Here is a 24,915-nt window from a genome sequence, read left to right as displayed (position 1 = left end):
GATTTAGTCATGTTTATAGAACAAGATATTCAACAAGGTTTTGTGCCTTTTCCAGAGTCGAGAGCCAAGCAATACCAAGAGGATGGATGCTGGAAATCGCAGACACATTTTCAACTACTGGTAAGTTTAAAAGATCGTTTTCCAGAGCGTGTAGCTGCGATTCAGGACCATAAACAACTTACCTATCAGCAGATGTATGACTATGCCATTCATTATGGAAGTTATTTAAAACAGCAAGGTATTCGGGAAACAGATTTTGTCTTATTGCAATCTCCTAATGTGATTGAAGTTTTTATTATCATTTTTGGTTTATATGCAATAGGGGCTAGACCGGTATTTTGTCTGCATGGCCATGGTTCATATGAAATTGAAAATATTGCAAGACAAAGTCGTGCAGCAGGTTTTATCAAACTCTGTGCATCTGCCCATGAAGCTACAGCAACAGAAGTCTGTGAAGAATTTTCTACACCCAATTTTAAATTGTGGTTTCGAGAAAATATTGTGAGTCAATCAAGCATTAAAGCTTCATTACCACAGTTACAAAGTATTGAACCTGACTTCAACCTGCAAGCACTGAGTGAATCTGAAGATATTGCTTTTTTACAACTTTCAGGTGGAACCACAGGTTTACCCAAACTGATTCCACGCACTCATGCTGACTACATTTATTCAATTGAAAAAAGTATAGAAGTTACAGGGCTGACTCAGGACACTAAACAACTTGTTGTGCTACCTGTGATGCACAATTTCTGTATGAGCTCACCTGGATTTCTTGGTGTATTTTTTGTGGGCGGCACAGTGGTATTGAGTCAATTGACGCAGCCACGTGTTTGTTTTGAACTGATTCAAAAATACCAGATTCAGCAAGTCTCTTTAGTGCCTGCGATCGCGACGCTTTGGCTAAATGCTGAAAGTCTCAAAGATTACGATTTATCCAGCCTACAAGTGATACAAGTCGGTGGAGCCAAACTGCTACCATCACTTGCCGAGCAGATTATTGATAGATTGCAAGTCAAATTACAACAAGTTTATGGTATGGCTGAAGGTCTGGTAAATTTCACGCATTTGGATGATCCAGATCAAATCATCATCCAAACTCAAGGTAAAAAGCTGTCACATCTGGATGAAATCCGCATTGCTGATCAGGATGGTAACGCATTACCGGTCAATGCTATAGGAAATATTCAAACCCGTGGCCCCTATACCATTAATGGTTATTACAACTTACCTGAAATTAATCGCCGTGCTTTCACGGAAGATGGTTTCTATAAAACTGGTGATATTGGCTACTTAGATGAAAATCTGAATATTATCGTCACGGGACGTGAAAAAGAACAGATCAATCGTTCCGGTGAAAAAATTACGCCAAGTGAAGTTGAAGAATTTATTTTGCAGTATCCATCGGTAAAAGACGTTTGTGTAATTGGCGTCAGCGACAAATATTTAGGTGAAAGGATTAAAGCCATCATTATTCCGAAACTTAAAAACGATGATATCAACTTAAAAGACATTCGTAAGTTTTTAATCGGTAAAAATATTGCTCACTTCAAAATTCCAGACGAGATAGAAGTGGTACCTGATTTTAAATATACCCACGTAGGTAAAGTCAACCGACAAAAACTAGGATGAAGGAGTATAAGATGAGTGCACAACACATTTACGATATCGTGGGTATTGGGGTAGGGCCATTTAATTTGGGTTTAGCTTGTTTGACCCAGCCCCTGAATGAACTCAGCACGATTTTCTTTGATGGTAAAAATGAGTTTGACTGGCATTCGGGTATTATGCCTGAAGGCAGTACCTTGCAAATTCCATTCATTGCTGATTTGGTCAGTTTTGCTGATCCAAAAAGTCCCTATACATTTTTAAATTACTTAAAACTTCACAATAAGTTATATCAGTTCTTTATACGTGAAAGCTTTTTTATTTTGCGTGCCGAATACAACTTATATTGTAAATGGGTGGCTGAACAACTGGAGAATGTGCACTTTAAAAGCTTTGTTGAGCGGATTGATTACGACGAGACGTGTAAGCTTTATACCTTACGTGTAAAACAATCTGAAGGTGATATCACGGTCGTGACTAGAAACTTAGTGCTTGGCACAGGCACGACTCCAATCATACCAAAATTCTGTCAGGGGTACCCTGAACAAGTTCATTCTAGTGCGGACTATTCAAGCCATAAAAAAGACTATTTGAATAAAAAATCCATCACTATTGTTGGAGGTGGACAAAGTGGTGCGGAAATTTATTATGACTTACTGTCTGAAATTGATCAGCATCAATATCAACTTAACTGGCTGACTAAAGCACCTCATTTCTTTTCCATGGATTTAGGCAAATTAACGCTGGAATTTACTTCGCCAGATTACACCTCGCATTTTTATTCACTGGATGAGGATAAACGAGATCAGGTCATTGCTTCCCAAAATGTTTTGTATAAAGGTATTGAACTGAGTTTTGTTAATCGGATTTACGATCTGCTTTATCAAAAATCATTACATCGTCCCTTGCCAACTCGCATGATGCCAAATTGTGCTTTAGACAATCTTGAAAAAAATGGCAATCACTTAAATCTGACTTTTAATAATTCAGACATTAACAAGCGTTTCAAGTTGGAAAGTGACGTGCTGATTCTGGCACTTGGTTACGAATACAAAATCCCAGAGTGTCTAACGCCAATTCGTTCTCACATTAATTGGGATAGCAAAGGACGTATTGAATTAAATTGGAACTATAGCATCAACGATCAAAATACGATTTTTGCCCAAAACATCGGCATTTATTCACATGGTTTCACTGTTCCGGACTTAGGCATGGGCTGTTATCGAAATGCCATCATCATCAATACCATTTTAGGCCGTGAAGTTTACCCTATAGAAAAGCGGATCGCTTATCAAGAATTTGCACCTTTAGCGGAAGAAATGGTGCCCCCTGTGAAAACGATGCTTAAGTCAAACAATACAGAGCTGTCTTTTTAGGATTTTAATATGAATCTCCCACACTATTTTAAAAGTAATATTCAAGATCATTTAGATGATCTAGTGAAAACTAAAGCTACGCCATTTTTAGTTTTAGATCTCAGCGTGATTGAAAAGCAATATTTAGAACTAAAACAAGGCTTTCCCAATGCAGATATTTATTATGCCTTAAAGGCTAATCCAGCCAACGAAGTAATTGAGCGTTTAAATCAGTTGGGTTCAAGTTTTGATTTGGCATCAGTCAATGAACTAAAAAAAGTGCAGGCCTTTGGTGTAGATCCATCACGCTTGGCTTATGGCAATACCATAAAAAAACGGGCAGATATTCAGTATTTCTACAAACAGGGTGTTCGGCTTTATGTCACTGATTCGGATGTTGATTTAAACAATATAGCGCAATATGCACCGGGTTCAAAAGTGTTTTTCAGACTATCGATTGATGGTTCGGATACAGCTGATTGGCCGCTTTCACGCAAGTTTGGCTGCAATGCAGAATGTGTGATCCGATTAGCAGTCAAAGCCAAAGCACTGGGATTAATTCCTTATGGTATTTCCTTTCATGTCGGCTCACAGCAACGCAAAATCGACTTGTGGGACAGCGCTCTAGAAGAGACCAAAACTATTTTTGACATATTGGCACATGAGCATCAGATTCACTTAAAAATGCTGAATTTGGGTGGTGGTTTACCTGCAAAATATGTGCAGGAAACCGAAGCTTTTATTAGTTATTCCAAGCAAATTAATGCTGCACTTGAGATATTTAAACCTTATCAGCTTGAACAGATTATTTTGGAACCTGGGCGCTCTTTGGTCGGAAATGCAGGCATTTTAGTCTCTGAAATCGTATTGATTTCACAACGCCCACAGTCTGGAACTAAGCGTTGGGTTTATACGGATGTCGGCGTATTTAATGGTTTAATTGAAACATTGGGTGAGGCCATTCAATACCCGATCACGTGTAAAAAGACAGGGCATAGTGACGACATTATTTTGGCAGGCCCAACATGTGACAGTATGGATATTATGTATCAGAACAAGAAATACGAGTTGCCACTATCTTTGGAAATAGGTGATCACCTGTACTGGCTGTCGACAGGGGCATACACCACCAGTTACAGCTCAATCGAGTTTAATGGCTTTCCACCCCTGCAATATTATGCCTTGAATTGATCTTTTTTTGGATGCTTTTTAATTAAAGCATCCACTTTGATTTTAAATTCTACTTTCGTTTTAGAGGATGTTCGTGATGAAGACAATATCAAAATCATTACCCGGTTTTTTTGAATATGCCGAATATCAGATATCCTACGCATTACGTGATGTGGTGTTACCACAGGATTTGTCCTTATTGGTCAAATGGATGCATCAGCCACATATTATACCGCAATGGCAACTGAATAAATCTGAACTAGAACTGGCGGTTTATTTTGAACGAATGCTCTGTGATGATCATCAGCATTTATATATCGTCCAAATTGACGGTCAAGATGTCGGTTATTTGGAAATATATGAAGCAAAACGAGATCGTTTGGCATTGTATTATGACGCCAAAGCCGACGACTTAGGTTGGCATGTATTACTCAGTGAAGATGCGGTGGGTAAGGGGCATTTTCGAGCGGTGATGCGTATGCTGAGCTTTTTGATTTTTGAACATTCCAATGCAGAAAAAGTGGTGGGTGAACCTGATCAGACCATGTCTGTATATGAAAGGGTAAGACAAGACATTGCTTTGGAACCTCAAGGACTGATTCATCTTCAGGAAAAAACGGCAATGCTTTATCATTGTTTTAGAGAAAAGTTTTATCAACAATGTGGTCATTACTATGAAAAGTTTAAGCTGAAAAAACAGGCTAAGGATTTCATTTACTTTGCCTGATTTGAAGCAAGATGAATGCTTTAAATAGAATATGTTAAGCTTAATTCTTAGTTTGATCCCCTCCTTTTAAAAGGAGGGGATGCTGTCATAATTAATGGCATACTATAAAAAAAATGATGACATGGTATAAGCAATCACAGCTAAAATAGTGAGTGTAATCAGTATGTTGAGGAAATTTTTTTTAAATATAATGAACCCTTCTTTTCAGAATTTATTTTAACTCGGATCTAAATTACAAAAGGTCATAATTTCATTTTCTAATTCTAGATATTTCACATTAATTGTTCTAATTGGGATTATTTTAGGTGAGGTTTGAGGCAGATAAAAACTTAGTGTACATGTTTGAGTGTTGAAGCCAATACAATGCATAGCATCAAAAGGTATAAACTGTTGATATTTGTTATAGAATGCTTTGATTAGACTTTCTTTAGCAGAAAATAAAATTAAGTAAAGTGCTGGTGTTTGCTCTAGAAATGGACTTAAAAGTTTGGTTTCTTGAGAACTCATCAAACTATTTAACATGTTTGGATTTTCTTTAAATAGGTCAGCATTTTGTTTGATCTCAACATCAATGCCTGAAATATTTTTACAATTTTGGTTGTCGTGATGAATGCTATCATCGGAGTTAATATTGGGATTATGTATTGCAGCTGTCGCAATTGCAATTCCATGGGTACAATCCAGCATACTATGGCTAATGCTTCCAGTGATATATTTTGGCCATAACGGTTCACCATGCAGACCTTTTTTGATATTAAAGAATGCATAGTTGCCCAATGACGCCAAGGCAAATTTGGCAGCTAAGCGACCGATAAAAAACTCACACTTACGTTTTAAACTCGCTCTTGCAACGTCAAATGGTATGAAAATATTAAATTTAAAATAATAATGCTTAAGAGTATATTCATTCATTTTCAGCAGTCGAACTTGATGAATTGATTGATCATAGATATTTAATACAGAGCATTGCAAATGATCATCACAAAAAAGCCACCGAGCATGCTGTTGTAATGATGTCGATGGCTTCCTTTGAGGTAATATTGTGGATTGGTTCGAATGAATCATAATTTATGCTGACATACTTTTGATGACCCGATACGTGTTGTTCTGAATAATATTGAGCGTATCTTGCAATATATTTGTGTCTAAAAAATAAAAATGATCGCCATGAACTTGATAAGCGCCTAACCATTGTTCACTAAAATCTTGCCAACTTTGCATAATTTCATGATTTTTAATGTAAGGATCATCCTTACCATAAATACTCATGAGTGGAACTGTTGATTTTAGAATCGGTTTTTTCATCATATTGTCGCTCAGGATGAAGTCATTTTTAATGATGCGCAAAAAGAATTCTAAAGCACTCGGATTGTTTAAAATCTCATATGGGAAGTTGTTGTAAAGTTTCAGTTCTTGAATGATCTGTTCATCTGACATAGCACTATAATGATGAATCAAACTTTGATAGTGTGGTGAAGGTCGGGCACTGACAATTTTTAGAATTAAGTTATGATCAGGATTGATAAGTTTAAGTTTTTCTTCAATTTCCCAAATCAATGAGCCACCCACACTATGTCCGAAAAGAACACAGGGTGTATTACCATAATCTAAAATTTCTAAACTAAATTGATGTGCTAAAAAGTCAGGATCATGGCTGAGAGGTTGCTGAATTTTTCGTCCATGACCAGGATATTCCAGTGCAATGACTTTAATATTCTCAGCACTTATTTTATCCCAAGTACTAAAAATTGATGCACTACTTCCTGCGGAAGGAACACAAAATAAATTAATTTTTGAATTATTAAACATAAGAGTGACTGATAAATTTTGGGCCTAAAATACACAGTTGCAAATGCAAATGAGAATCAATTTAGTATACTATTTAACTGCAGGGTGTCAAACTTAATCTTATCTATGAAACTTGAAATTCATAAAAAATATAATTAATTCAATTAGATTCCTTATTTTATAAAATTATTTCTAATCATTTTTTTTGTTGAGAATGATTCTTGGTATTATGCGCAACATAATTTAAACATTACCTTTTATAGGATAAGAAATGAATACCAGTATCCATTTCAGAAAAGCAACTTTATCGATTAGCATTACATTTTTGTTAAGTCATAATGTAATAGCAGGGGAAAATACTCAGTCAGCTCAACAGCTTCCTACGATTATTGTTAAAGCAGAGGCGACTGATAATACGACTTTGTCGAATGGTCAAGTGACAAAAAAAAGTCAAGTCGGCATATTAGGTAATAAGGACGCACTTGATACGCCATTTAGTATTACGAGTTATACCGCTAAATATATTGAAGATCATCAAGCTAAAACCGTTGCTGAAGCATTACAAAGTGATCCTTCTGTAAGAAATGCGTTTTCTGCCAATGGGTTGGGTGAGTATTTTAATATTCGTGGATTATATACACAAAGCCATGAATTGGCATGGGATGGCGCTTTTGGTTTAGTGCCACATAATCGCGTACCAACCGAATTTTTAGAGCGTGTGGAAGTGTTTCGTGGTACCAGTGGCTTATTGTTTGGTATGTCACTTGGTGGTGCAGTGGGTGGGGTGATTAACGTTGTACCCAAACGTGCTACTGATGAACCAATTACCCGATTTACAACCACCTACTCATCAGATTCAAATATCGGTGAGCATGTCGATATCGGACGTCGTTTTGGTGAAAATAATCAATTTGGTATGCGTGTTAATGCTTTAAAATCGCATGGAGATACTGCACTAGATAGTCAGACAGAAGATCGTCGTTTAGGATCTATTGCCTTGGATTTTAAAGGAACAGACTTACGTGCTTCATTAGATGTTTATAATATTAAAGAAAAATTATCTGGAGCAATGCCACTACTCACGTCATTTGCTTCATCGACAATTCCTAAAGCACCTGATGCCACAATTAATACGATGTCAGGCGCATATGGCTATACAAAAACGACTGCGGCAATTGGTCAGGTAGAGTATGACTTGTCGGATGATTGGACTGCTTATTTAAAAGGCGGCACTAAACAGCAAAAAGCTGGTGGCTATATGGCCAATAATGCACTCGGACGAAATGCTCAAGAGAATGGTGATTACATTGCTGTTTCACGCAATACTGCCAACAAAACAGATGTTAATTCGGTAGAAACAGGGATTCGTGGCCATTTAAAAACAGGTGAAATTGATCACGATGTTGTCCTCAGTGCGAATGTAATCGATCAAGACGTTTATATGGGCCTAGCTACTGGTGGGAGTTGGGCATCCAATATTTATTCACCAGCAGCAGTTGGAGTTCTAGCTGCAGAGCCTTCTGTTCTTAAAACCTCAGATATTACCTTAAGCAGTGTTGCGCTTGCGGATACGCTTTCATATGCCGATGACAAATATCAATTGATACTTGGTTTACGCCATCAACAAGTGAAGTCTCAGAGCTACAGTATAACGACAGGAAATGCTATAGCAGGTTCAGATTATAATAAAAGTGCGGTAACGCCAGCACTCGGTTTTGTGGTTAAACCTTGGAATAATTCAATTTCATTATATGGAAACTACGTAGAAGGTTTATCGCCGGGTGAGACGGTGAGTGTAACCACGGCAGCCAATTATGGTGAAACATTGGCTCCTTATAAATCTAAACAATATGAATTAGGTACCAAGTGGGAAAATGGGAGTTTTAGAAATACGTTGAGTATTTATCAGATTACAAAACCATTACTCATGGGAGATACATCTGGCACTTATAGCATGAGTGGCGAACAACGTAATCGTGGGATTGAATGGACAACAGCCGGCCAAATACTCAGTAATCTACGTATGCTAGGTGGTGTTGTTTACATGGATGCCGAACAGACCAAAACAACCAATGGTATTTATGATGGTAAAGATGTTTATGGGATCCCACACTGGCAATCGAATTTGGGCTTTGAATGGGATGTAAACCAAATTGAAGGCCTTACTTTGACGGCCAATACGATTTACACAGGTACAGAGTATGTCGATTCAGCCAATACACAAAAATTGCCAAGCTGGTTCCGTTTAGATGCAGGTGGTCGCTACTCAACGTCAATTGCCAACCATAAAGTGACCTTTAGAGGTGGGGTAGATAATATCTTTGATAAACATTATTGGGCAGGAGTCTGGAACGGTATGTTTGTCTCTATTGGTACACCAAGAACATATAAGTTATCTATGCAGTTCGATTTTTAATTCTATTTAAATATTCATGCATTGGAAGGCCTATTATGTCTCGTCATTCTAAACCTTGGTTGTTATTGATCAGTACCTATACCACACAATATATCGGTATTGCTTTTATGATGTCTGCTACCTTTGCCATTTTGAGGCAACAAGGTATCGCACTAGATAAATTAGCATTATTGAACATGATTGCGCTTCCAATGCTGGGTAAAATTTTATATGCACCATTTGTTGATAGTGTTAGATTATTCACTCAAGGGCAGTATCGAAGTTGGCTTTTGTTTGCACAATTGTGTATGACGGGGCTACTACTAGCGTGTGGCTATTTAGAAATACAGAAACAATTTCCAATCATGCTGGTTCTCTTTATTGTTTATAGCTTCTTTATGAGCATCCAAGATGTTGCTATAGATGGTTTAGCCACAAAGATTTTTGAACCCTCTGAACGACAATTTGCAAATAGTATTCAATATGCCAGTAACTTATTGGGCAATATTATTGGTGGTGGCTTACTGCTTATTTTATATCCATGGTTACAATGGAAAGGTGCTTTTATTATATTGGCACTTTTAACTGTTATTACTTGGATTCAGCTCCTGTTTTATCGAGAACCTGATAATAAGTTTTTTAATCCGCATAATAATGTGTCATCTCAATTCAAAAGTTTGGCTCAGCAACTTAAAGTATTTATCACAAAATACAAGTCTTGGTTTTTGTTGTTATTCATTTATCCAATTGGGTTTACTGCTGTATTTGGCATCCTAAATCCATTATTAGTCGATGCAAAGTGGTCACTGTTTGATATTGGTTTTGCCACAAAAGTTTTTGGTTCGATTATCGGTATCTTATCGGCATTCCTTGCCACGATTTTAATCAATCGATTACAACGAAAAAAAGCACTGATTACGCTGACGGTCATGCAAGGTTTGACCTTACTGTTATTTGTTCCTTTGACCCTAGGATATACCTCAAAACTTATAGTGTACTTAGCGATTTTTGGTTATTTCATTGCCAATCCAGGACTAATTGCCACGATTTCGACACTCATTATGGATCGTGCTGCCAATATGCCAGCAAAAGCAACGTTCTTTAGTTTACAACTTAGCCTAGTGGTTTTTATGGGTTTTGTTTATTCAGCACTTGGTTTAACGCTGGCCCAACATATTGGGTATACCGCTGTAGTAATTTTAACCTTTGTGGCTGCTTTAGGTGTTGCAGTATTGGCATGGAAAATATTGCCATCTGATGCTGAATATCCAGCACATTAGTTCTCAAGATTCATCTCATTATATATTTTTATTTAGGAATTAGGCGGTATCATGACACATTTGACCACGATTAAAGATCAAGATCGTAAGCTTGATATTATGGATCATGTGAATCAAGACCATCGTAAAGAGCTGCTAATCATTGCTCAAAACTATGGTAAAAACAATGATATTCATGATGCTATAATTTCCGATATTTATGAAGAAGGTATTTTGTTACAGACTCAAGTTCCATCTGTATCCATGAAACAAGATTTGTTTATTCATTTTGAATTAAAAGGCGATTTAGAAGAGCAGATTTTATATTTGGCTTATAATTCATTTGCCAAACAAAAAATTGAGTTCAGTCATAATGCCAAACAGTTTTTTGAAGTAGTGGACAAGTCACAAGTCAGTCCAAATATCACACGTCTTACCATTAAAAGCCAAAGACCATTGCCAAATTATTATGCTGGTTATGCTTATGGTTTTATTTTAAAAATATTAGAAAAAGCTCCTTTAGTTCAACCGAATAACTCCAATAAAAGCGGAACATTAAAAAATTTACTCGATCGGGGTTTCTTATGGTTAATGAAGCATTTATCGACACAAAAGCGTCAAAAACTCATTGAAAGTATGAATAAAGATGTTCGTCTTTATACTTTAAGAAAAGCCTTTGCTGACAGTTCAAATCATGAGGATTTACATTTTGGCTATATCGACATCTTTACACATGGTTCGAGTCCAGGAAGTCAATGGGTACAACAACTGAGTGCAGGCGCTTTAATTTCGAGTCGCACCGAAACCGACGACAAGCACGAGCATTTACATGAGGGACAAGCCGTTCTAATTGCAGATGAAACTGCATTTCCAGCGCTTGCCGGGATTTTAGATTTTTGGAAAAACCCGATTGCACCGATTGTCATTTTACTCAGTGCTGATGCTGCAGATTTTACTTATTTTGATGATTTTTGCTTTCCCCAAAATAGTAATATTCAAAAAATTACTGGATCTGTACATGAGCAAGGTAGTCAAACCGTGGAGCTGTTAAAAAAATTTACCCAGTTAGATCAGGTTTGGGGTGCTTTAGAAAATAATGCCGCAAAACAGATTCGACATTATTTCCGTAATGAACGCAAACTGTCAGGAAAAAATAATCACATTAAAGGGTATTGGCGATTAGATCAAAAACACTAATCGGGTATGAAATCACGACAGATTTTTCTAAAATTTTAAGACTTAAATGCGATGAATATTTTAAAAGACATCTCCCTACCTGTATTAAAACTGGCTCTGCCCTTAATTTTGATCCAGATTTGTCAAGCTTCTTTGGGTGTGATCAATACCATGGTGGCAGGCCGTTATTATTATATTGATCTGGCTGGCATTGGTTTGGGCAGTAATATTTGGACGCCTGTATTTATATTATTTACAGGGATTTTATATGTGCTTGTTCCCAAAATTTCCGCCATGCAACAAGGAGCTAAACACGAGATTACCGTACTGATACAACAAGGTAAAAAAGTAGCATTATTACTGTCAATTTTTGGTTTTGTGTTGATTCAACTGTTGGCATTTTTATGTCCTTGGTTAATTGAAAATCCGCAAGTGGCAAGCATTGCTCAGCAATATTTACATTTTGTGGCTTTTGGTGTGCCTGGATTGGTATATATGACCTTATTTAGATTCATCAGTGAAGGTCATAGCTTGCTTAAACCCATTATGCTGACTTACCTCTTTCTACTGATCTGCGATGCTTCTCTTTGTTATGTCTTGGTCAATGGTATTGGTTTTATTCCCGAAATGGGCGGAGCAGGCACAGGGCTTGCTACTGCCATCAGTGCTTATATTGCTTGTTTTTGTATGTATAAATTAGTGGCAAGAGCAGTTCCTGAACTGAAAACAAAACATATCGAAGTCAATATTCAACAAAGTTTGGAATTGCTCAAGCAAGGTTTACCTATTGGTATCACCTTGGTCCTACAAATTCTAGCTTTGGCAACACTGGCATTTTTTGCATCACAGCTTGGGGCAAAGGCGATTGCAGCACACCAGATTGTAATTAATATTGCCATGCTGATTATCATGATTCCAATTGGGATTAGTAGCGCAACGACCATTCGTGTGGCATATTTTTCGACAACCCATAATGACCAGTCCAAGATTGCTACCAGTGGTGCTGTAGTGGTCATTACTCTGATTTATGGCGTATTGATTGCTGGACTTTTAATGACTTTTGCAATCCCATTAACAGGTTTATTTAGTAAAGATTCTGAAGTATTAAATATTGCCACTGGCTTAATGTCTTTTGTGGCAGTTTTCCTAGTTTTTGATGCGATCCAAACAGTTGCATCTGGTGTACTACGTGGTTTGCAACAGTTTATGCAACCACTTTTTGTAATTCTGTTTTGTTATTGGGTGGTGATTATTCCATTGAGTTATTTGATGGGCGTGCGTGGTTGGCTTCAGGAGAGTGCGAATGTAAATATAATCTGGCTGGTACTGACCTGTGGAATCAGTTTGGCAGCAATATTATTGGTGATTCAAAGTTATCGTTATTTAAAGAAAAATGAATTACCAGTTGGTGAGAGCATTTAACCTGATTGAGTCTAAAAAATAAAATGGATCGGGATCGGTTTTTACAGCTTTGTGGTGAAAGTGCTTAAAACACCAAGGCACTTTTTATTTTACTTTTTATTGATAATGAGTATTATTCTTAGTTTTATTATATTTATCTGTGGGGGTAACATGCGTACAAAACAATTTGCTTTGAGTTTGCTGGCCATGGCGATATCGGGTTGCCTGTATGCAAATGATCAGACCGACTCAAACAGCACGGCAACTGAAAACGCATCTAAAAAAGATGTGGTGGCGCTCAATAAAATTGTCATGACCGCCACCCGAACACCCAAAAGTATTGCCGAAATTGCAGGAACTGTGCAGACCATTCAGGGAAGTGAAATTACACAACAAGCTGGAGCGGGGCGTAAGGTGGCCGATGTTCTGGCTCAATTGGTACCATCGCTGGCACCGAGTAGCGGGACCTCCAGTAACTATGGTCAGACCATGCGTGGTCGAACCATTCTGGTGATGATTGATGGGGTACCTCAAACGGGTTCTCGTGATGCCGCGCGACAGCTCAACAGCATTAGTCCAGAATTAATCGATCATATCGAAGTGGTATCTGGAGCCACCAGTATTTATGGTTCAGGTGCGACAGGTGGCATCATTAATATTATTACCAAGCGTGCCAATCCAGATCAGCCACTTAGTTTGAGTACCAAGGTTGGCATCACATCGGCCGATAATTTCCGTGCAGATGGGCTCGCCTATGAAATCGGTCAAACTGCTGCATTTAGTCAGGACAACATAAACGGATTTTTAGGCGCCAACTTTACCAGCCGTGGCGCGCAGTTTGACGGTCGTGGCAACCGGATCTCTTTAAGTCCATGGCAAGGCAGCACCATGGATACCGATACCCTAGACATCAATGGACGTATTGGCTTTAACGTGTCAGATACTCAGACACTCAGCCTTGGTGCTCAGTATTACAAAGATCGACAAGACACCAAGTATGGCCCAGACTACACCAAAACCAGTGCCGACTATTATGTGCCTATTAAAGGCTGGAATGTACCCTATCAACCTTTTACAGAGCGTTATGGTGTAAACACCCAGTATCAAAATACAGATATATTCGGTCAAATCCTGAATATTGATGCGTATTACCGTAAAGAGAAATTACGCTTTGTGCCTTATGCCGGAGCTTTAGTCACCAATGGTGCAACGGTTAGACAAAGTGAATCTGACAACGATTTTTATGGCCTGCGTTCGACCTTACAATCGAAATTTAATCTTCTTGATCGCAATTTGGGTCTGACTTACGGCATCGATTACGATCATGAAAATGATCGCCAGTGGGCGGATCAATACATCGCGTCGGATAATGGTTTGACTTATACCGCGACAGGCGCTGTTCAAAGTCAGGGGCCAGATACAAAAATTGATAGTATTGGTTCATTTGTTCAAGCAGATTATGAACTGACCGATCGGTTGAATCTTCAGGGTGGTGTACGTTATCAATACATTCAGGCAAAAACAGATGCCTATGTACCAGTACGTGAAAGCAAAGAGATTGCAGCTGGCAGTACCGATGCCGATAAGTTTTTATTCAATTTGGGTGCGGTATATAAACTGAACGATGCACAGCAGCTTTATGCAAACTTTTCACAGGGCTTTAGCTACCCAGATGTACAGCGTATGCTCCGAGATGTTTCGACGTATAACATTACCACCGCGAATTTGCAGCCGATTACGGTAAATAACTACGAGCTCGGGTGGCGCCTAGAACAAAATCAAGGGTTAAATGTCAGTTTGACCGGTTTTTACAATACCTCGGATAAAACCGTGCAATTTAGTAACCGAGCCGCGCGTGTTGTCGATACCGATCAACGTGTTTATGGCGCTGAAACAACCTTAAGTTATCCATTTTTGCAGCAATTTAAAGTTGGTGGAACGCTCGCTTACACGCGCGGTCAGTATAAAGATGAATCTGGTGCATGGCATGAGTTAAACGCCTATCAGGTCGCACCTGTAAAAGGAACTGTATTTGGTGAATGGGATCAAGACGGTTATGGTGTGCGTGTGCAGGCTTTGGCCATTAAAGGCAGCAATAAAGCCTACAAAGACGATCTAGCTTTCGCTGCAAAAGGCTTTAAAGATGATAACAACGCGGCTGACATTTCGGGCTATACCACTATGGATGTTTTGGCACATTTTCCAGCACTCAAAGGTCGTGTAGATTTTGGGGTGTATAATGTCTGGAATCGCCAGTATAAAACCGTATTTGCCCAACAAGCAGCAATAACCAATACAAATGCCTATCTAGATATTCCAGCTCAAGGCAGAACCTATGCATTAAGCTATACCATTAATTATTAAGTTTGATCATTTTAAATTTTACTAGCCGATAAATACATATTTGTCGGCTGATTTAATAGCACTTTTTTTATTCATAATATTTATTCTTTATTAATCAAAATAACAGAAAATTAAAAAAATAATAGATAGGCTAATGAATAAATCCTGCAATGATTATCACATTTTGATTTTTATAAAAACAAATGCGTTGGCTAAGATAAAAATAAAATTGATGGATGCTCATATGACACATTTTTATCACCCAACGGTCAATACACAGCTGCAACATCGCCCCCAGATCACGACTTCGCAATTGTTTCGGGTATGGGGTGATGCGGTTTCCACACGCTACGATACGCTCGCAAGCCAGTTTCGTCCTCTATTTGAACAAATTAAACAACATGCATTGCAACGTGAACAGCGTCATGAACTTCCGATTGAACAAATCCAGTGGCTCAAAGACAGTGGATTTACACGCCTACGTTTACCAAAGGCGTATGGTGGATATGAGGCCACATTGCCTGAATTGTTTGCCTTATTGATTGAACTGGCCGAAGCAGACTCGAATTTACCTCAAATTTTGCGGATTCATTTTGGCTTTACTGAAAATGTTTTGGTGTCTCAAGATCCGGTATTCCAGCAACGCTGGCTTGAGCGTCTGGCGCGTGGCGACACAATAGGCAGTGCATGGTCGGAAGGCGGTACAGAATCAATTCACGCCTTTAAAACGCATTTATCGACCGATGAAAGTGGCAAGATTCGCCTGAATGGAGAAAAGTACTATACCACCGGCAGTTTATATGCCAATTGGGTTGAAGTGGGGGTGACCGATCTTCACGGAGAATCCTCAAACGTGATCGTGCCGCGGCATGCACAGGGCGTCGAGATTTTAGACGACTGGAATGGATTCGGTCAGCAACTCACCGCCAGTGGCACAGCACGCTTTACTGATGTACTGGTCGATCCAAGCGAATTTCTGCCAGAAGGAACTCGCTTTAAATATTCTGCTGCGTTTTACCAGTTGATTCAATTGGCGATTATTACAGGCTTAACCCGTGCAGCAACCTACGATGTATCTACGGCTGTTGCCAAGCGTACGCGGAATTACTCACATGCCAATACACCTTTGGTACAAAATGATCCTCAAATTTTGCAGGTGGTCGGTCAAATCCGCACCGCAGCATACACCGCCGGTGTGTTGGTTGAAAAAGTTGCACAAAGCCTCGAGCGTACCTATTCGGCTGCGCTCGACTCACATAGTGTATCTGAAGCGGATCTCAACGCGCTGGCAGAGCTGGAAAGTGCCCAAGCTCAGGGCGTCATTACCCAATTGGCACTAGATGCTTCGACCTTACTCTTTGACGCCTTAGGTGCATCTGCGGCAGATAAAAAATATGGCTTCGACCGCTATTGGCGCAATATTCGAACCTTGGCATCGCACAATCCGCGTGTATTTAAAGCACGAATTATTGGTGATTTTAGTGTGAATGGAACTTTACCGCCCTATCAGTGGCGTATAGGAGATACCTCAAAGATCGAGACTCAAGCAGAACAGAGTACCTTAAAAAATGCCTCATCTGCGTCACTCACTCCAACCTAAACTGTCTGCTATGTAAAAGCCCTTATGCTTTAAACCACCAGACACCCATAAAAATATAAAGATAACCGCTATGACAAAACAGATTAGTTTTAATGCATTCGAGATGAACTGCATCGCGCATCAGTCGCCAGGGCTGTGGCGACATCCCAAAGACCGCTCAACAGAATACAAAGCACTTGAGTACTGGACGGATCTGGCAAAAATTTTGGAAAAAGGCTGTTTCGACGGAATTTTTATTGCAGATGTGCTGGGGATTTATGATGTGTATCATCATAGTGCCGAACATGCACTCAAAGGTGCCGTACAAGTACCGGTCAATGATCCGTTACAGATTGTGCCAGCAATGGCGGCCGTGACTCAGCATCTGGGATTTGGCTTGACCACCTCTATTTCATTTGAGCATCCGTATCCATTTGCGCGGCGTATCAGTACGCTGGATCATCTGACCAGAGGCCGCCTTGGATGGAATATTGTCACGTCTTACCTAGACAGCGGATCTAAAAATCTGGGACAAAAAGGTCAGGTCAATCATGACAACCGTTACGATATTGCCGATGAATATCTGGAAGTGCTGTACAAGCTTTGGGAAGGATCTTGGCAAAATGATGCTGTACTCCGAGACAAAGTAAACGGTATTTTTGCCGATCCTGCAAAAGTTCATGCAATTGCGCATGAAGGCAAATACTTTAGTGTGCCCGGCATACACTTGTGTGAACCTTCACCGCAGCGAACGCCAGTTTTATATCAGGCTGGCGCTTCACCGCGAGGGCAAAAATTTGCCAGTCAAAATGCAGAATGTGTGTTTATTGCAGCACCGTCTAAAATTGCGGCTAAAAAAGTTGTCCAGTCGATTCGTCAGAAACTCAAAGAAGAAGGACGTGATCCTTACTCCGTTAAAATATACACGTTATTGTCGATTGTAACGGCAGAGACAGACCATGAAGCACAGCAAAAATTCAAGGAGTATCAATCTTATGGCAGTTATGACGGTGCCTTAACTTTACTGTCCGGATGGTCTGGCGTCGACTTTTCACAATACCGTCCTACCGATCAAGTCGAATATATCAAAACCAATGCCATTCAGTCCTTACTCGATGCCTATGTCAATGCAGATCCAGAGCGTGTCTGGACCATTGAAGAAATCGCGCACTGGAACAGTCTGGGCGGAAATGGCCCCGTTTTGGTCGGAGGGGCTGAAACGGTTGCAGATCACTTGCAAGCGTGGATCGAGGAAACTGATATTGACGGCTTTAACTTGGCTTATATATTGGCGCACCAGACCTTTATCGATGTTGTGGATTTTATTGTGCCCGAGCTACAAAAACGCGGTGTTTATAAAACAGAGTACACTACCGGAACCTTGCGTGAGAAGTTATTTGGTCAGGGGCCTTATTTAAGCGAGCAACATAAGGGCGCAAGCTATCGACAACTTAAACGTGTAACATATGCCCAGGCGATTTAAATAGAGATTCAAATTAAATAAAAAAAGAGGGTAACCTCTTTTTTTATTTTTTAAACTTTTATTTTAAGGCTCTTGCTATTCATTTCAAAAATAATGAAATATAAAAATCAGATGAGGTTTTCAATTTTAGTTGGTTCATTTTAATTCGATATCGCTCTTATATTAAGCCTTTCCAAATCAGGCACTTTTAAAAATGAGTAATTATAATCATCAAACTATTGCAGCGTATGAAATAAGAAGTGCGAAAGATGTCTCGCAACTGGTTTCTCAACATGCAGGTCAGGGTAAAAGTAATCATGTGATCTGGCTGGCGCTAATAGGGGTGTTTATAGATGCCTACGATCTCACCACATTATCGTTTGGTATCGATCAGGTGGTGAGTGAGTTTTCGCTAACGCCTATCATGACCGGTGTGGTTGCCTCTGCCATCATCTGTGGGACTATTGTGGGCAATATTATTGGTGGGTGGCTCACCGATAAAATTGGTCGTTACCGTGTGTTTATGGCCGATATGGTGTTGTTTGTGATTGCCGCGATAGTGGCGGGGCTGGCCCCCAATGTCTGGGTGCTGATTGCGGCACGTTTTGTCATGGGAATTAGTGTCGGTATCGATTTACCTGTGGCGATGTCATATTTGTCTGAATTTTCAAAATTTGAAGGCAAAAGCAACAAGGCGGCGCGTTTGGCAGCATGGTGCCCAATGTGGTACGCCGCTTCTTCGGTGTGTTTTGCTGTGGTGTTGGCACTTTATTTTTTACTTCCACCTGAGCACAGTAACTGGCTTTGGCGTGCATCTCTGATTTTTGGCGCAGTGCCTGCGCTGTTGATTATTTTTGTACGTGGAAAATATCTGACCGAATCACCGATCTGGCTGGCCAATCAGGGTGACCTCCAAGGTGCAGCAAAAATATTACGCCAATCCTATGCGCTCAATGCCAAGGTCGCAGATGACATTATTCCGCAACAAGTGGGTCAGCAGCATCAGGCAAAAAAACTGAGTTTCAAAGTTTTGTTTCACTCTGAATATCTTTCCCGTACGGTCGTTTCCTTAGTGATTCATGTTTCGGTTGCATTTCAATACACCACCATTGCGTTCTTTTTACCGTCAATTCTGACACGGTTTTTCCACACCGATACACTCACCACCATTACCACCACACTTGGGCTTAACTTGATTTTTGCCTTTACAGGCGGGCTGTTGGGTGTATATGTGGCCAGCCGGTTTTCATCACGGCATGTGCTGCTTGCTGGATTCGGGCTACAGTTTGTGGCGCTGGTTGCACTGGCATGGATTGGAGAACCACAGCATCCATTTTTAATTTATACCGCCGTTATTTTACTGGGTGCCTGGTTATTTGCCGAAGGCTTTGGGCCAGGGGCCCAAATGATGGTTTATCCAACCATGGCGTATCCTGCAGAAATTCGTGGCATTGGGGTCGGGTTTAACCGAGCAGTCACTGGTGTCGCACAAGCCATTGCCATGTTTGTATTGCCCATTTGGATGGCACGTTACCAGACGGATGTATTTTTCATTATTTCATTTTTTGCGGTGGTGCCTTTGGTGATGATTGGTTTGATGATTAAATATGAACCTACTCGGCATGATGTCGATGCATATCCGCACGCAGCAAAGCAAAAAACAGCACTCAGTACGGATGTCGTGGTCGATTAATATAGAATGGCGACACGCTCAATCATCAGCTTGCAGCCTGAAATACATACTGGTTAAGCTGGTATTGAGTACACGATAATGCTGAACCTCAACTAATTTTATACATTTTGTCTTTGAATGTTACGCCGTTATACGATTTGTAAGATCAGAATAAATTACTTTAGAAATCATCTGCGTGACCGTAATTTAAATGGACACGCATTTTTTTTAGAAATGCGCTCAAAATTGAAACTTCAAAAATAGAGGGTAGATTCATGGCATATGCAACGGTTAATCCCTACACGGGCGAAAAAGTAAAAGAATTCCCGACTGCAACTGAAAAAGAGGTACATGCAGCAATTGATGCAGCTTATACCGCGTATTTAGATTGGAAAGAAACTTCGTTTGAAACACGTGCTAACGTATTAAATCAGGCGGCCAGTATTTTACGCCGCGACAATGAGAAGTATGCAAAATTTTTAACGCTCGAAATGGGAAAACTATTTAAAGAAGCATTAGGCGAAGTCGAGATTTGTGCACAAATTTTTGAATATTACGCCAAACATGCCGAAAAGTTTTTATCGCCGACGCCACTCACCACTGAAAATACCGACATCGATGCCAAAATTTACTATGAGCCACAGGGTATTGTGATGGCGGTAGAACCTTGGAATTTTCCGTTTTACCAGATTGCCCGTATCTTGAGTGCGCAGCTTGCCGCTGGAAATACTGTACTGCTCAAGCATGCCTCGATTGTGCCGCAAAGTGCAAATGCATTTGAAGAACTGATGCTTGAAGCAGGTTTGCCTAAGGGTGCTTTTAAAAACCTATATTTGAGTCATGAACATATCCCTCTGATTTTAAATGATCATCGGGTGTGTGGCGTGGCACTGACAGGTTCTGAGGGTGCCGGCGCTGAGGTGGCTGCACATGCGGGCAAGGCATTGAAAAAATCGACGCTTGAACTAGGGGGGGCCGATGCATTGATCGTGCTTGAAGATGCAGACCTAGAAAAAGCGGCTGAACTTGCAGTCAGTGGCCGCCATAGCAATGCTGGTCAGGTATGTACCGCATCAAAACGTTTTATTGTGGTCGATCAAGTCTATGATCGATTTGTCGAGCTTTACAAACAAGGCGTGGCAAAGCTTAAAGCGGGTGACCCGATGGACCCGGAAACCACTTTGGCACCTTTATGTTCTCAAGAGGCCGCCGACAACTTGAAAAAACAAGTCGAAAAAGCCAAAGCAGCAGGTGCTAAAGTTGAAGCAATCGGTGCGCCGGTGCCAGAGCAAGGTGCATTCTTCCAACCCTTGCTTATGACGGATATCAGTGATGATAACGACGCACGATACTGGGAGTTTTTCGGGCCAGTCACACAGCTATATCGTGCCAAAGATGAGGACGATGCTATCCGTATCGCCAATGATTCACCGTTTGGTTTGGGCGGCTCAGTGTATACAGCCGATCATCAACGCGGTGTCGAAGTGGCCAAAAAAATCCATACCGGTATGGTTTACATCAATAGCCCAACCACGTCGCAGGCCGACTTGCCATTTGGTGGTGTAGGTCGTTCAGGCTATGGTCGCGAACTGATTGATTTGGGTCTAAAAGAATTTGTAAACCACAAATTAATTGCAGTGACCGATATCGATGCCAAGATTTAACCGAAGTGATGCGAACTTCTAAATAAATCGTCTCAATAAAAACACCAGATCAGCGATGATCTGGTGTTTTTTTATTGGATTGGTATCTTTAACGAGCTGCTTTATTGCAAGCGGCCAGTTCGGGTGATTGAGCATTCCACACTTTTCCAGCCGAGTTTTTATAGTAACTAATTTTTCCTACCCGCATCACTAAACTTTGGCACGAGTCGAGCGATAGCTCATCGCCCCAAGGGCCAGACATGCTGCATGATTTTCCGTTACATTTCCAGACCACATTAGGCCCGCTTTCAATGGGTACGGTCACTGTACCTTTATAGGTTGAGCCAGCAGACCAAGTGGTGTTGGCAGCCAATGCATGTTGGGTGCCGAACAACACTGCACAGCAGAGGAGGAATTTTTTCATTGCTATTCTTCTTTTGGTTGTTATATCGACCAATATAGGTTTTTGCGTCGAATCAAGTCAATGTCGTCCGTAACACAGATTGAATGACGCCAGATAAAGTGAACACACGATAAAAGCGTCCGTTGCGTCCAGATTTAAATGGGTTTTTTTGTCAGTTAAGAGGTAGATCGACTCAAAATCATTTGATCGTATTTAACACAAATTAAACACTTTTACTGAAAGATAGCATCTTTATTTACGCTTATGGATGACGCCATGTCCAGTTTCAAGTTGAATGCGCTTTGCCTCTCGATTTTGTCTTGTTCCGTGCTGTTTACAGGATGTAATGATCATGATACCGATACCACATCGGATGCTATCACGCAGCCGCCCAAAGGTTTGGGCTATGAAGATACTGCACCTGTTTCGTCGAATCTTAATGCAGTGGTCGACTCTTGGGCGACTAACCAGCGAGGCGATGCGCGTTATGCCACAGTTGAAACCAATGCGGGCGTTCGAGTTTTAAGTGGTTATCTTGATGTCTGGACACCTTCGAGTTTATTGGTCGATGCAGGCGTATCTGCTGAAGCACGAGACGGATTTCCAGCGGTGAAAGCCTCAAACTGGACCGGAATTCCGGGTGATAGTACAGATGGAACCAAAAAAAATGCAGAAGTACTTAATTACAATATCAATTATTCCGTACAAACCACACATAATCGTAGCGCAGAAGATGCTGTGCGTGCCTATCTCGATGATCGACGAGGTAAAAGCTATAGCGTGACCACTGGTCTTGGCGCGCTGACAGATCCATGGCGCAAACTGACTGGGCAAACCACCACCATCAATGCTGTACCCGCTGATGCACAGCAGGTGAAATATGACGACCAAGGCAATAACTCGGGCCTAACAACCGCCCAAGGCAATCTCGATTTTGGTCAGGTGGTCGAGTTTATTCAGGCCATGGGGACCAACGCATCGACAGAGCCAGCCAAGCGATTTTATAAATATGCACGTCCGTATCGTTGGAGCCGCGATGTCATCGTGGTGCCTAGTTTAGAATCGGCCAAGAGCACTACACCCAATACCGATGGCGGTTTTCCAAGTGGTCATACCGCCGAAGCGGGTCGAAATGCCATTGCAATGGCATATCTGGTGCCACAGCGCTATCAGGAGCTGATCGCACGCGGAATGGATTTGGGCGATTCGCGTATTATTGCGGGGATGCACTCGGCACTTGATGTAGTCGGTGGGCGTATTCAGTCTATTGCTGCTGATGTCGCAAATCTCAATGCCATGACGCCTGAAAAGCGCCAACAGGCCTATCAGCAGGCACAAACCCAGTTGATGAAAGCCACCAATACTACAAATTTTGAAGCCTTTTATGCTGTAGCAAAAACACCTTACGATCAAAACGATCGGTTCGCAGATCTAAACACATTAAAAGATAAAGTCAGCCTGTGGATGACGTATGGATTTAATCAAATTGCAGATAAAACTCGTGTTGCAAATGTACCTAAAGGTGCAGAAGTCTTACTCGAAACCCGCTTTCCTTACTTAACCGCCAACCAGCGCCGTGTGGTCTTAAAATCGACCGCAATTGCATCAGGTTATCCTGTGATGGATGATGCCGAAGGTTATGGGCGCTTAAATCTGTTTAAAGCAGGTGCAGGTTATGGCAATTTTAATGGTGATGTAACACTGACCATGGATGCCGCATTGGGTGGCTTTAACCAGTCTGATCAATGGAGCAATGATATTTCTGGAGCCGGAAAACTCACCAAACTGGGAACAGGCGCACTCGGCTTAAATGGCAACAATACATTTACGGGCGGTATAGATATTACTCAAGGTACGATTCGTTTATTGTCTGAACATGCAGCAGGGCAAGGCGATGTGTATGTACGCGCTAATAGCAATTTAAATATCAATACCACAACCACTTTACGCCTCAAGAGCAATTTTACACAGCTTGCTAGCTCAACGCTTCTGGTTGATTTTAAATCTGCAATGCAACCTACCGTACAAATTGACCAGACTGCCAGCTTAAATGGCCTGTTAAACATTCGTACCAGCAGCACTTTGCCGGCAGGAACCTACACCGTACTGACGGCCAAAAAGCTACAGGGAAGCTATCAAAAAGTGACTTTAAATGGGCAGGACATTACGCCGATTTATCAAGACAATTCGCTTCGCTTTAAAATATCGTAACTGATAGGTGCGTACACAGCTGGTCGGTCATACAGGCAAACCAGCTATGTATTACAGAATCAGATTCAGCGCAATTCCCCACATGATAAATCCAATAACAAGATCAAGTACTTTCCATGCATGTGGACGGTTAAACACAGGTGATACAAGCCGCGCACCATAACCGAGTAAAAAGAAAAAAGACCAAGATGCCAGTATGCATCCGGCAGCGAACAGATAATTTTGAGGTGAAAACTGAACAGAAATTGAGCCGACCAAAACTACTGTATCCAAGTACACATGTGGATTGAGCCAAGTGAGTGCCAGACAGATCCCGATTACAGGCAATAGCTGGTGATTTTCCAGATCACTCGGGCGTAATACCGATGACTGCAATGCTGCGTAAAAATGCTTTATGCCATATAAGAATAAAAAGAGCGCACCGAAATACTGGGCACAGATTAATAAAGCTGGAAACTGAATGATTATTTTTGAAAATCCAGTAACGCCCAGATAAATCAAAACAGAGTCAGACAACGCACACACCAGACACACCCAAAATACATGCTGACGTTTAAGCCCTTGTTTGAGCACGAAGGCATTTTGAGCACCAATGGCGACAATAAGCGACAGCCCTACGGCAAAGCCAGAAAAAAAAGCGTTCATAGTGACTCGATCATAAACAAAATAAAAGTAACCCCGAGCCACGTCAGCGTGTGCCTTTAACCGGAATCCAACGTCATCAAT

Annotated in this window: 18 protein-coding genes; 14 read left to right on the top strand and 4 right to left on the bottom strand. The window is 40.7% G+C overall.

The window, feature by feature from the left end; translation table 11 throughout:
- Positions 1-9: 9 nt before the first annotated feature.
- The 4 genes from L2096_RS12775 to fbsK all read left to right on the top strand — a co-directional run bounded on the left by L2096_RS12775 (position 10) and on the right by fbsK (position 4,857).
- Positions 10-1,629, top strand: coding sequence for a (2,3-dihydroxybenzoyl)adenylate synthase (locus L2096_RS12775; RefSeq protein WP_250365572.1), 1,620 nt, complete (start codon positions 10-12; stop codon positions 1,627-1,629).
- Positions 1,630-1,640: 11 nt separating this feature from the next.
- Positions 1,641-2,981, top strand: a complete 1,341-nt coding sequence (gene fbsI, locus L2096_RS12770) for a putrescine N-hydroxylase (RefSeq protein WP_081408843.1) — start codon at positions 1,641-1,643, stop codon at positions 2,979-2,981.
- Between the two features lie 9 nt (positions 2,982-2,990).
- A complete protein-coding gene (locus tag L2096_RS12765) occupies positions 2,991-4,151 on the top strand; it encodes a type III PLP-dependent enzyme (protein WP_250365571.1) in 1,161 nt (386 codons plus the stop codon).
- 76 nt (positions 4,152-4,227) lie between these two features.
- On the top strand, positions 4,228-4,857 hold the full coding sequence (gene fbsK / locus L2096_RS12760) for an N-hydroxyputrescine acetyltransferase (RefSeq protein WP_250365570.1): 630 nt from the start codon (positions 4,228-4,230) through the stop codon (positions 4,855-4,857).
- A 216-nt stretch (positions 4,858-5,073) separates the two neighbouring features.
- Here fbsK and L2096_RS12755 read toward each other — a convergent pair whose 3' ends face one another.
- Positions 5,074-5,769 (bottom strand): 4'-phosphopantetheinyl transferase family protein, encoded by a 696-nt coding sequence (locus L2096_RS12755; protein ID WP_250365569.1) that lies wholly within the window; start codon positions 5,767-5,769, stop codon positions 5,074-5,076.
- 156 nt (positions 5,770-5,925) lie between these two features.
- Complete coding sequence (locus L2096_RS12750; protein ID WP_076032872.1) at positions 5,926-6,666, bottom strand: thioesterase II family protein; 741 nt, start codon at positions 6,664-6,666, stop codon at positions 5,926-5,928.
- Positions 6,667-6,916: 250 nt separating this feature from the next.
- On the opposite strand from L2096_RS12750, the gene L2096_RS12745 reads away from it, so the two are divergent.
- The 9 genes from L2096_RS12745 to L2096_RS12705 all read left to right on the top strand — a co-directional run bounded on the left by L2096_RS12745 (position 6,917) and on the right by L2096_RS12705 (position 21,596).
- Positions 6,917-9,061: a TonB-dependent receptor gene (locus L2096_RS12745; protein WP_250365568.1), complete on the top strand. Its 2,145-nt coding sequence runs from the start codon at positions 6,917-6,919 to the stop codon at positions 9,059-9,061.
- Between the two features lie 35 nt (positions 9,062-9,096).
- Entirely contained in the window at positions 9,097-10,320 is a 1,224-nt protein-coding gene (locus L2096_RS12740; protein WP_250365567.1) for an MFS transporter, read from the top strand.
- Between the two features lie 51 nt (positions 10,321-10,371).
- Positions 10,372-11,496: a siderophore-interacting protein gene (locus L2096_RS12735; RefSeq protein WP_250365566.1), complete on the top strand. Its 1,125-nt coding sequence runs from the start codon at positions 10,372-10,374 to the stop codon at positions 11,494-11,496.
- Positions 11,497-11,547: 51 nt separating this feature from the next.
- Positions 11,548-12,897, top strand: coding sequence for an MATE family efflux transporter (locus L2096_RS12730; RefSeq protein WP_250365565.1), 1,350 nt, complete (start codon positions 11,548-11,550; stop codon positions 12,895-12,897).
- Positions 12,898-13,047: 150 nt separating this feature from the next.
- The gene (locus L2096_RS12725) at positions 13,048-15,240 is read left to right on the top strand and encodes a TonB-dependent receptor (protein ID WP_250365564.1); all 2,193 of its coding nucleotides are present in this window, start codon (positions 13,048-13,050) and stop codon (positions 15,238-15,240) included.
- A 223-nt stretch (positions 15,241-15,463) separates the two neighbouring features.
- The gene (locus tag L2096_RS12720; RefSeq protein ID WP_250365563.1) at positions 15,464-16,819 is read left to right on the top strand and encodes an acyl-CoA dehydrogenase family protein; all 1,356 of its coding nucleotides are present in this window, start codon (positions 15,464-15,466) and stop codon (positions 16,817-16,819) included.
- A 70-nt stretch (positions 16,820-16,889) separates the two neighbouring features.
- Positions 16,890-18,281 carry an LLM class flavin-dependent oxidoreductase gene (locus L2096_RS12715; protein ID WP_250365562.1) on the top strand — a complete coding sequence of 464 codons (1,392 nt, stop codon included), beginning with the start codon at positions 16,890-16,892 and terminating at the stop codon, positions 18,279-18,281.
- A 193-nt stretch (positions 18,282-18,474) separates the two neighbouring features.
- Entirely contained in the window at positions 18,475-19,953 is a 1,479-nt protein-coding gene (locus L2096_RS12710) for an MFS transporter (RefSeq protein WP_250365561.1), read from the top strand.
- A gap of 254 nt (positions 19,954-20,207) precedes the next feature.
- Positions 20,208-21,596 carry an NAD-dependent succinate-semialdehyde dehydrogenase gene (locus tag L2096_RS12705; RefSeq protein WP_004945998.1) on the top strand — a complete coding sequence of 463 codons (1,389 nt, stop codon included), beginning with the start codon at positions 20,208-20,210 and terminating at the stop codon, positions 21,594-21,596.
- An 88-nt stretch (positions 21,597-21,684) separates the two neighbouring features.
- Here the strand turns inward: L2096_RS12705 and L2096_RS12700 are convergent, their stop codons facing one another.
- Positions 21,685-21,999 carry a DUF8200 family protein gene (locus L2096_RS12700; RefSeq protein ID WP_004935835.1) on the bottom strand — a complete coding sequence of 105 codons (315 nt, stop codon included), beginning with the start codon at positions 21,997-21,999 and terminating at the stop codon, positions 21,685-21,687.
- Positions 22,000-22,254: 255 nt separating this feature from the next.
- Here L2096_RS12700 and L2096_RS12695 point away from each other — a divergent pair, with 255 nt between their 5' ends.
- On the top strand, positions 22,255-24,189 hold the full coding sequence (locus tag L2096_RS12695; RefSeq protein WP_250365560.1) for an acid phosphatase: 1,935 nt from the start codon (positions 22,255-22,257) through the stop codon (positions 24,187-24,189).
- A 51-nt stretch (positions 24,190-24,240) separates the two neighbouring features.
- Here L2096_RS12695 and L2096_RS12690 read toward each other — a convergent pair whose 3' ends face one another.
- The gene (locus L2096_RS12690; protein ID WP_250365559.1) at positions 24,241-24,834 is read right to left on the bottom strand and encodes a LysE/ArgO family amino acid transporter; all 594 of its coding nucleotides are present in this window, start codon (positions 24,832-24,834) and stop codon (positions 24,241-24,243) included.
- Positions 24,835-24,915 lie beyond the last annotated feature (81 nt).

Origin of the sequence: Acinetobacter sp. ACZLY 512 (genome assembly GCF_023614015.1) — a bacterium.
Lineage (GTDB): Bacteria > Pseudomonadota > Gammaproteobacteria > Pseudomonadales > Moraxellaceae > Acinetobacter > Acinetobacter soli.
The sequence above is the reverse complement of the archived record's forward strand: the minus strand, read 5'-3'. Positions and strand labels throughout refer to the sequence as shown.

Excerpts from the sequence above, each read along its gene's own strand:
- L2096_RS12775 (WP_250365572.1), top strand. The coding sequence starts at position 10 with ATGTTTATAGAACAAGATATTCAACAAGGTTTTGTGCCTTTTCCAGAG.
- fbsI (WP_081408843.1), top strand. The coding sequence starts at position 1,641 with ATGAGTGCACAACACATTTACGATATCGTGGGTATTGGGGTAGGGCCA.
- L2096_RS12765 (WP_250365571.1), top strand. The coding sequence starts at position 2,991 with ATGAATCTCCCACACTATTTTAAAAGTAATATTCAAGATCATTTAGAT.
- fbsK (WP_250365570.1), top strand. The coding sequence starts at position 4,228 with ATGAAGACAATATCAAAATCATTACCCGGTTTTTTTGAATATGCCGAA.
- L2096_RS12755 (WP_250365569.1), bottom strand. The coding sequence starts at position 5,769 with ATGAATGAATATACTCTTAAGCATTATTATTTTAAATTTAATATTTTC.
- L2096_RS12750 (WP_076032872.1), bottom strand. The coding sequence starts at position 6,666 with ATGTTTAATAATTCAAAAATTAATTTATTTTGTGTTCCTTCCGCAGGA.
- L2096_RS12745 (WP_250365568.1), top strand. The coding sequence starts at position 6,917 with ATGAATACCAGTATCCATTTCAGAAAAGCAACTTTATCGATTAGCATT.
- L2096_RS12740 (WP_250365567.1), top strand. The coding sequence starts at position 9,097 with ATGTCTCGTCATTCTAAACCTTGGTTGTTATTGATCAGTACCTATACC.
- L2096_RS12735 (WP_250365566.1), top strand. The coding sequence starts at position 10,372 with ATGACACATTTGACCACGATTAAAGATCAAGATCGTAAGCTTGATATT.
- L2096_RS12730 (WP_250365565.1), top strand. The coding sequence starts at position 11,548 with ATGAATATTTTAAAAGACATCTCCCTACCTGTATTAAAACTGGCTCTG.
- L2096_RS12725 (WP_250365564.1), top strand. The coding sequence starts at position 13,048 with ATGCGTACAAAACAATTTGCTTTGAGTTTGCTGGCCATGGCGATATCG.
- L2096_RS12720 (WP_250365563.1), top strand. The coding sequence starts at position 15,464 with ATGACACATTTTTATCACCCAACGGTCAATACACAGCTGCAACATCGC.
- L2096_RS12715 (WP_250365562.1), top strand. The coding sequence starts at position 16,890 with ATGACAAAACAGATTAGTTTTAATGCATTCGAGATGAACTGCATCGCG.
- L2096_RS12710 (WP_250365561.1), top strand. The coding sequence starts at position 18,475 with ATGAGTAATTATAATCATCAAACTATTGCAGCGTATGAAATAAGAAGT.
- L2096_RS12705 (WP_004945998.1), top strand. The coding sequence starts at position 20,208 with ATGGCATATGCAACGGTTAATCCCTACACGGGCGAAAAAGTAAAAGAA.
- L2096_RS12700 (WP_004935835.1), bottom strand. The coding sequence starts at position 21,999 with ATGAAAAAATTCCTCCTCTGCTGTGCAGTGTTGTTCGGCACCCAACAT.
- L2096_RS12695 (WP_250365560.1), top strand. The coding sequence starts at position 22,255 with ATGTCCAGTTTCAAGTTGAATGCGCTTTGCCTCTCGATTTTGTCTTGT.
- L2096_RS12690 (WP_250365559.1), bottom strand. The coding sequence starts at position 24,834 with ATGAACGCTTTTTTTTCTGGCTTTGCCGTAGGGCTGTCGCTTATTGTC.